Raw genomic sequence first — 6,811 nt, 5'->3', positions numbered from 1 at the left:
GGTGGGGACGACCGCCATCGAGCGGAGGAGTTGCGTTCCCGGTGGGGGAGGCCCTCATGAGTGTTCTCGACGACTTCGAGGAGTGGCAGGAGTACCAGACCACGGTCGCCAAGGCTGAGGCGAACCAACAGGCGATCTCTGCCCAGTTAGAAGAGGCTCGGAGCAGTTATGCCACGGCGCTCGCGGAACATGCGGCGGCGGTGCGCGAGGCCGCCCGGACCGGAGGGAAGGTTCCTGAGGATCTACCTCAGCCCAGCCAGTCACATGCCGAGGCGGCGCAACTCGCGCAGACTGCGGTGCTGGAGGCTCACAGCAAAGCGACACAGGTACTGGCTTCAATCGCGCCGGCGGTCGAGAACCGGATCGCAGCGGAGATCTCGGAGCGCATGAGTGCCGCGAGGGAGGCGGTCCAGGTCATCCAGCGCCAAGCGGAAGACGTCTCTGAACTTCTGCGCGTACTGGTGCGCACTCGGCAGGCCGTTGAGAACCAATCCGGGATGATCATGCGCCCATCTCCCTCAGGACAAACTCTGAGCGCTGTCACGGCCGGCCAACTCGTAGACGCGATTCGGAACGACGTCGACCTCACGGTTCCACTTCCGCCGCTCGGCATGCAGATGCGGACGAACATCGTGGTGGACCGCGACGCGACGGCTTCCGGTGATGGGGGCGCGGAAGCACGTCGGCTGGCCGCGCTTCCGCGTCACGACTCCATGCCGAGGATCGACTGGAGTGACCCGCGCCGATCGCTGTAGGGCGGGCCTAGGGTCCACGCGGCCTCCCTTGGGTGCTGCAAGATGGCGCCATGCCGAAGCCTGAGCCGTTCGCTGACGAGACGCTGCCTCACCGCTTCTTCCAGTTGCATGAGGTGGCAGCGATGCTCTCTACGACGCAACGCCAGGTCTACGCGCTCGTGCGCAGCGGCGACCTGCCCGCCATCAAGATCGGTGGCAGAGGCCAATGGCGAATAGAGCAGGCGGTCCTCGATCGATGGATCGAGGAGCAGTACGCGAAGACCCGCGCCGTCATCGCGAATGGTGTCGCAGTGGACGACGGGTTGTAGTGCTCGACAGTTAGCCAATCCGCCATGCCGCTGCGTGCTCTGCCACCATGCGGCCATGGACTTGGGCAATGTGATCTCGCTGGTGATCGGTGCCGTGCTCACGTATTGCGTGACGACCATTGAGGCGCGCCGCAGAAGACGGGAACAGGTGGCCGACTTCGACCGACAGCAGGCAGCGATGCGAGATCAGGAAGTGCGGGTGCGCGCCGACGCCAAGGCGCAGCAAGCGCTGGAGGCGATCCAGGTCCTTGAGCGACTTTTCACCACTCGCATCATGCTTTCGGGCCACCTGTGGTCCTCGGATCCTGCCACGAACGAAGCGGCAAGGAAGGCGCTGTATCGGCTTTCCAAGGCGTCCATGTACATCCAGCAGCCGCTGCGACGGCACCTTGAACTCACGGTGCGAGTGCTGAACGATGCGGACCGTATTGGCGAGTTCCACCTCCACAAGGATCTCCCGCGGCAGATTGGTTGGACGGCCCTGCGCGAGAGTCGCGAAAACGTTGGGCGCTACCTCCGGAACGAGCCGGTTGCCGAAGAACTGTCCGACGCCGAGGCAGACTTCGCAGGCGCACTGGCTCACCTTGACGCGGCCATAGAGGCCCGCATCGAGGCCCAACTGGCAAACAAGGCGGACGATTCATCGCCCGCCGCGGAGGGGTCGGCCACTGTCTAGTCGTGCCTGGGCTGGGACCCGAAGATCCTTCGGCCTGACAGTCGACATCGGGTTCGACACTACCCACCAACCCTAGAACGGTATCGAAAACCCTTCTCCCACAAGGCAATTCACAGAATCACTTCATACAATGTAGGGGTAAACAAAAGCGCCCCGGCGACTGCGCCAACAGTCCCGGGGCCGGCCGATCTGTGAAGGAGATCGACGTGATGAACCCTACCCAGAACAGAGTGCTTGCCTATGTGCGCGTCAGCACCACCGAGCAGGCGGACAGCGGGCTAGGGCTCGCGGCGCAGCGGGATGCCATCCAGCGATGGGCCCGCGCCCATCGAGTCAAGGCTGACGGCGTTCACTGGTTCGCCGATGGGGGAGTGTCTGGCTCGACTCTGTTGCGGCCCCAGATGCAGGCGCTCCTGACATCTCTCCGTAAGGGCGACAGGGTGGTGGTCGCCAAACTGGACCGACTCTCTCGTTCCCTCCTTGACTTCGCTGAACTGCTGCAGCGCTCCCAGCGGGAGGGGTGGGGCATCGTCGCCCTAGACCTGGGCCTTGACCTGTCCACTCCCACGGGCCGGCTGGTGGCGGGTGTGATGGCAAGCGTCGCTGAATGGGAGCGCGCCACCATTGGAGCCCGCACCTCGGACGCTCTGGCGCAAGCACGGAAGCGGGGAACGCTGCCGGGTCCACGATCTCGACTGCCGCGCGAAGTCCAGGACCGGCTCCTGGCCATGAAGGCGGACGGTCTGACCTTCCAGCAGCGCGCGGATGTGCTCAACGCTGCCGGTATTCCGACTGCCACGGGGCTTTCATGGACGACCGGAACGGTGGACGGTTCGACCCGTTCTGCGTTGCTGGAGGCAGAGGTCCGCAATCTGGGCGAGGGAGCGGCATGATCCCCGATCTCGCGCTGGTGACGGCTTCCTATCGCACCTTTCAACCTGGATGGGGCGTCCCCGTTGCGACGTCCATCGGTCGACACCCTGACTTCAGGAACGCCCCTCAATGCGATGCGTTGAAGCCCTGGGGCGTGTTCAAGGTGATGGACCACCTGCCACTGGACGAGCAGAAGGCCGCCTACTTGGCGTCCTTGACCCGACGGCAAAGCCACCTGTGGTCGGAGTTGGCTGACATCTCCCTCTGCTACCCCGAGGCGCCGTTAGTCCTCCTGTGCTGGGAGGCTCCACGGCTGGCACTGAGAGGCCAGTGTCACCGTCGTTGGGCAGCGGAGTGGCTCGCCGAGGAGCACGGGCTGATGGTTCCAGAGATGGTCTCGTCTCAGGGGCCCACGGGCGTGAAGGGTCAAGGCTGAAGCCCGGCCCTGCTGCGTTGTCGGTGGTCTGTTGGACCCTGTCATATGGGGACAGGGCCAAATTGGCGTCGGTCAAACCCGCGCAGAGTGTGCCTTTACGTGGCTAAAGTGCACGCATCGACTTTGCGCAGCAGGGGGAATCAGACGTGCTCGGGGAGAATGGCTTCCTGCCTCTGGGGAGGCACATCGTGACGACGGATCAGTTCAAGGCCGAGTTCGTGGACGCTTTTCCGACCTCCAAGACGCGGGGTCGGCTGTTCCTGCGCTGGGAGCGTCACCGCGCCGCGATTGCCAGCATCGTGCCCATTACGGCTCAGTGGATCGATGGCAGTTTCGTCACCGACCGCGTCGACCCAGGGGACATCGACCTGGTGACAGTGATTCAGGGCGACGCAGTCGACGCCCTGTCGCCCGGCGAGTTCTCCTTGCTGGAGGCACTACTCGCAGGCAAGACGACCAAGGCAGTATGGGGGATGGACGCCTACCCCGTAGTCGAGTACCCGAGCGGTCACCCGGCCCGGCCGGCGTACGAGGCAAGTCGTGACCAGTGGCACGAGTTCTGGCAGAAGGATCGGGGCCAGACTGGCCTGGTGAAGGGGTACCTGGAGGTGACGGGATGAGCAGTGTCAAGGACATCCGCGACAACCTCGCCCGTCTGGACGCTGCGCTCGGCGCGGTTCAGTCCGCCGAGCAGACCCAAGGCGTTCGACTGATGGCACAAGGACTGACGAGCCTCCGGGCCGATCTTGAAGAGGACCTGGACTTCGCTAAGCGGGCTCGCGTGGACATCGTCCTGAACGGCCTGCCGATCTTCGGTCACGAAGTGCGCATCGACGCCTTGTCTCGACTGCTTCACAGTCTCCAAGAGTCGGTGTCCTCGGTCGCGCAGGCTCTGACCGGCCAAGCGACGTCCCGCTCGGCGATACCCGGCCCGCTCAGGGATATCACCGCCTTGCGCCTTGCGTCCGTGTATCCAGGTTCGTTCGGTGCAGTGTTGCGAGGCCCCGTTCAGGGCAACGGCGTGGACGAGCCGTTGTTCCACGTCGAAGACGAGGCGCCGACCCTCCTCGACAACGCGGTGACTACCGTCCTCACCATTGTCGATCTGGCAAACAGCGAGGACGTGAATGATGACCCAATCATCGAGGCGGTCCTGCCTCTGGGTAGTCGAGCCTTCAAGCATCTGAGCGACTTGTCATCGGCAGTCGTGGATGAGGAGATTTCCGCAGACATCTCCTATGAGAGCCCAAGCATGCCTGTGCGCGAGACGCACCTGAGTAAGAGGAGCGCCCAGCGACTGAATGATGCCCTAGGCCGAAACCGCATCACCGAGCGACAGGAAGTCCTTGAAGGCCACCTAGGCACCGTGAGCGATATTCGCAATCGGATCGAGTTGCAGACGCAGACGGAAATCATCTCGGCGAAGGTCATCGACGAACTGGTGCCTCAGTTGGCGGCGTACTACACGCATCGCGTTCTGGCGACGTTCGACGTCACGACGATCCGCTCTCAGGTCACCGGCCAGGAGCGCCACTCCTACATGCTCGTCGGGCTCATGATGGCCGCCGAGCAGGGCGAACTGCCGGAGTGATGCTGTGGGCGGGCCGCCCATCTGGGGAACCCGTCACGTCGCATCGACCATTCCACCCTTCTAGCGAAGTCCTCACCTGGCAGGGCCGGTGTGTTGGCAGTCGCTGCGCCTAGACGTCCGATTTGATGGCCCCGGGCTCCCCTCCTGTCCGTACGATGGGCGGGTTAGAGGCTGTGACAACGGAGGGGATTCATGAGCAACGCTGACGACGAGTCCACGGAGCCGGTGCGGCGCGAGCCGCCGGATGTCGACTGGCTGGACATGGAGATCATCCACGAGGACCGAGACGGGCAGCGCGTCATCGGCAAACTCCTGCGCGAGGAAGAGTGACGACGTGAGCAACGATGAGGCATCCCAGGCTGAGCCCAAGGAACCGCCGAACCACGAGTGGTTGGAGCAGGAGTCCATTCGCAAGGACTGGAGGCCAGACGTGCAGACGCGCAGCGAAGCCGGCGAGCAAGGCGACTAGGCGCTTGTCCGATCAGGGAACGACGTACTACAAGTTCGTCGAGGCAGAGTTAGGCATCGAGTACGACCGCCGAGCGTCGCTCAACTCCCGCGCAAAGGATTTCAGCGCGACGAGTAGTGCCTTCATTGCATTGGTGGTCGCGTTGCTTGCCTTGATCGTGGGCAAGGATTACAAGTTCACCGCGTGGGGGTCGTGGTCTGTTGTGCTTGCGCTCGCCGCGTTCGTTGTAGCGTCGCTCTTAGCGCTTCTGGCGAGTATGGCGAAGGAAACGCTGGTGACGAACGAGAAGACGGTCCAGCGCATGTTGTCCAAGGAGCACTGGGGAGATGACGAGGTCGACGCGCGTAACATCGTTGCCACCCTGAACGCACGAACGACGTGGAGTCTGAGGAACGGCAACAACGTCAAGGCCAGCCGGCTGGAGTGGGCGTTGCGCTTCCAGGTGGGCGGCTACGTCTTGCTCACCGTTGCTGCAGGTTTCGGACTTGCGAACGTGCTCTTCGACCTTGGCTAGAGCACCGTTACGGACACGCGGGCGCTTGCGCTGATCCTGCGACCATGACCTGGAACGAGAATTGCCAGAGGGTCTCCGCCCGCTACGTGGTGGTGCGCTTTGCCTCCGTCAACGCTGGCAGATCGCGGTAGGTGAAGCGCCCGGTCGCCTGACGCATTGCCTCCCGAACGGCATCCCTGTCGCGGGTCGTTCCTGCCACGTCGCGCCATACCTTGAACAGGTCAACGGTGCCGATGATCAACCCCCCATCGCGAGCGAATATCTCGACGTCCCTGTCCGCTCCCGCCAACGGGAGCGCACGGGTCCCCGCCTCAGTCAGTCGGAAGGGGTTCGCAATCAACCAGACGGCGTCGGGAGCGTGTCCGGTCTCCGCCTCGTAGCGCCCGACGTGTCGACCTATGCGCATCAGGTCGCCAGCCGCCGTACCTCGCTTGTCACCCTTGACCTCGACGATTGCCTCCCAAGACCCGTCCTGGATCCTGAAGTCCTCGCTGCGGTCGCCCTTCTCGGCCTGGTCGTCCATGTTCTTGACCTCGAAGCCGAGGTCGATCAAGACCTGTTCCACTGCATCTTCGAGGGCAGCCCCATCTTCGGTCAGCAAGCGGCGTGGCCCTTGACTTGCTAGTTCGCGGGCCTTCTGAAGCGCGGTCACGAGTTCCTTCTCTTGGGCATCAAACCGCGCCAGCGCCGCCTGTCGCTCTCTCTTGACGACGTCTAGGCGCGACGCGATGGAGGACTCTTCAGGCGTGAACCACGCCGGGCTGTCCCCCCACTCGGGCGGGGGTGGCACGCGCCCTGGGTCGAGCCTGCTCCAGTGGCGCCATGCGGCCTGGATCCAGTCCGCCGGGCGATCTATCCATGCAGGGAGGAACCAGCATTCCCCGAATCGGGGCGAGAGGATTCGGCCTTGATGGTCGCAAGTGCGAACTCGACCCGCCAGCACCGAGCCATCGCTGAGGGTGAGGAACGGCTCGATGTACTCATCCGTGCTGGGCTGCAGGACGTACGTCATGCTCTGAGGTCCCTGCATCAGCCTCGCGACTCGCAGGCGGCGCTTCTCCCTACCGCCTTCGAACCCTGGGACGAGATCTCTACGCACCAGCGCGGCGACGTCCGAGGGAAGCCCGTCAGGCACGAACAGGTCAAGCGCGTGGCTTACGCCTGTGACTCTCACACGACGTGCAGAGCC

9 protein-coding genes are annotated in these 6,811 nt (G+C 63.8%); 8 read left to right on the top strand and 1 reads right to left on the bottom strand.

The genetic code is table 11. The annotated features are described in order from the left end of the window. Positions 1–56 precede the first annotated feature (56 nt). From ACR9ZK_RS19995 to ACR9ZK_RS19960, 8 genes are all read left to right on the top strand, one after another. Positions 57–755, top strand: a complete 699-nt coding sequence (locus ACR9ZK_RS19995; protein ID WP_481343721.1) for a hypothetical protein — start codon at positions 57–59, stop codon at positions 753–755. Between the two features lie 50 nt (positions 756–805). Beyond that, the gene (locus ACR9ZK_RS19990) at positions 806–1,063 is read left to right on the top strand and encodes a helix-turn-helix domain-containing protein (protein WP_481343720.1); all 258 of its coding nucleotides are present in this window, start codon (positions 806–808) and stop codon (positions 1,061–1,063) included. Between the two features lie 55 nt (positions 1,064–1,118). After that, the gene (locus ACR9ZK_RS19985) at positions 1,119–1,739 is read left to right on the top strand and encodes a hypothetical protein (RefSeq protein WP_481343719.1); all 621 of its coding nucleotides are present in this window, start codon (positions 1,119–1,121) and stop codon (positions 1,737–1,739) included. Positions 1,740–1,930: 191 nt separating this feature from the next. Next, positions 1,931–2,632 (top strand): recombinase family protein, encoded by a 702-nt coding sequence (locus ACR9ZK_RS19980; protein ID WP_481343718.1) that lies wholly within the window; start codon positions 1,931–1,933, stop codon positions 2,630–2,632. A gap of 562 nt (positions 2,633–3,194) precedes the next feature. Next, a complete protein-coding gene (locus tag ACR9ZK_RS19975; RefSeq protein WP_481343717.1) occupies positions 3,195–3,668 on the top strand; it encodes a DUF6932 family protein in 474 nt (157 codons plus the stop codon). Continuing rightward, positions 3,665–4,639 carry a hypothetical protein gene (locus ACR9ZK_RS19970; protein WP_481343716.1) on the top strand — a complete coding sequence of 325 codons (975 nt, stop codon included), beginning with the start codon at positions 3,665–3,667 and terminating at the stop codon, positions 4,637–4,639. Before ACR9ZK_RS19975 ends, ACR9ZK_RS19970 begins: the two co-directional genes overlap by 4 nt. Before the next feature lie 192 nt (positions 4,640–4,831). Next, entirely contained in the window at positions 4,832–4,969 is a 138-nt protein-coding gene (locus ACR9ZK_RS19965) for a hypothetical protein (RefSeq protein WP_481343715.1), read from the top strand. A gap of 143 nt (positions 4,970–5,112) precedes the next feature. Beyond that, positions 5,113–5,622, top strand: coding sequence for a hypothetical protein (locus ACR9ZK_RS19960; protein WP_481343714.1), 510 nt, complete (start codon positions 5,113–5,115; stop codon positions 5,620–5,622). A gap of 82 nt (positions 5,623–5,704) precedes the next feature. Here ACR9ZK_RS19960 and ACR9ZK_RS19955 read toward each other — a convergent pair. Then, on the bottom strand, positions 5,705–6,811 hold a 1,107-nt coding region (locus ACR9ZK_RS19955; RefSeq protein WP_481343713.1), incomplete at its 5' end, for a hypothetical protein.

The organism is Monashia sp. HAY1-5C (assembly GCF_056755255.1).
The sequence above is the reverse complement of the archived record's forward strand: the minus strand, read 5'-3'. Positions and strand labels throughout refer to the sequence as shown.

Bases quoted from the DNA above. Each gene is read 5' to 3' on its own strand.
- ACR9ZK_RS19995 (WP_481343721.1), top strand. From the start codon at position 57: ATGAGTGTTCTCGACGACTTCGAGGAGTGGCAGGAGTACCAGACCACG.
- ACR9ZK_RS19990 (WP_481343720.1), top strand. From the start codon at position 806: ATGCCGAAGCCTGAGCCGTTCGCTGACGAGACGCTGCCTCACCGCTTC.
- ACR9ZK_RS19985 (WP_481343719.1), top strand. From the start codon at position 1,119: ATGGACTTGGGCAATGTGATCTCGCTGGTGATCGGTGCCGTGCTCACG.
- ACR9ZK_RS19970 (WP_481343716.1), top strand. From the start codon at position 3,665: ATGAGCAGTGTCAAGGACATCCGCGACAACCTCGCCCGTCTGGACGCT.
- ACR9ZK_RS19965 (WP_481343715.1), top strand. From the start codon at position 4,832: ATGAGCAACGCTGACGACGAGTCCACGGAGCCGGTGCGGCGCGAGCCG.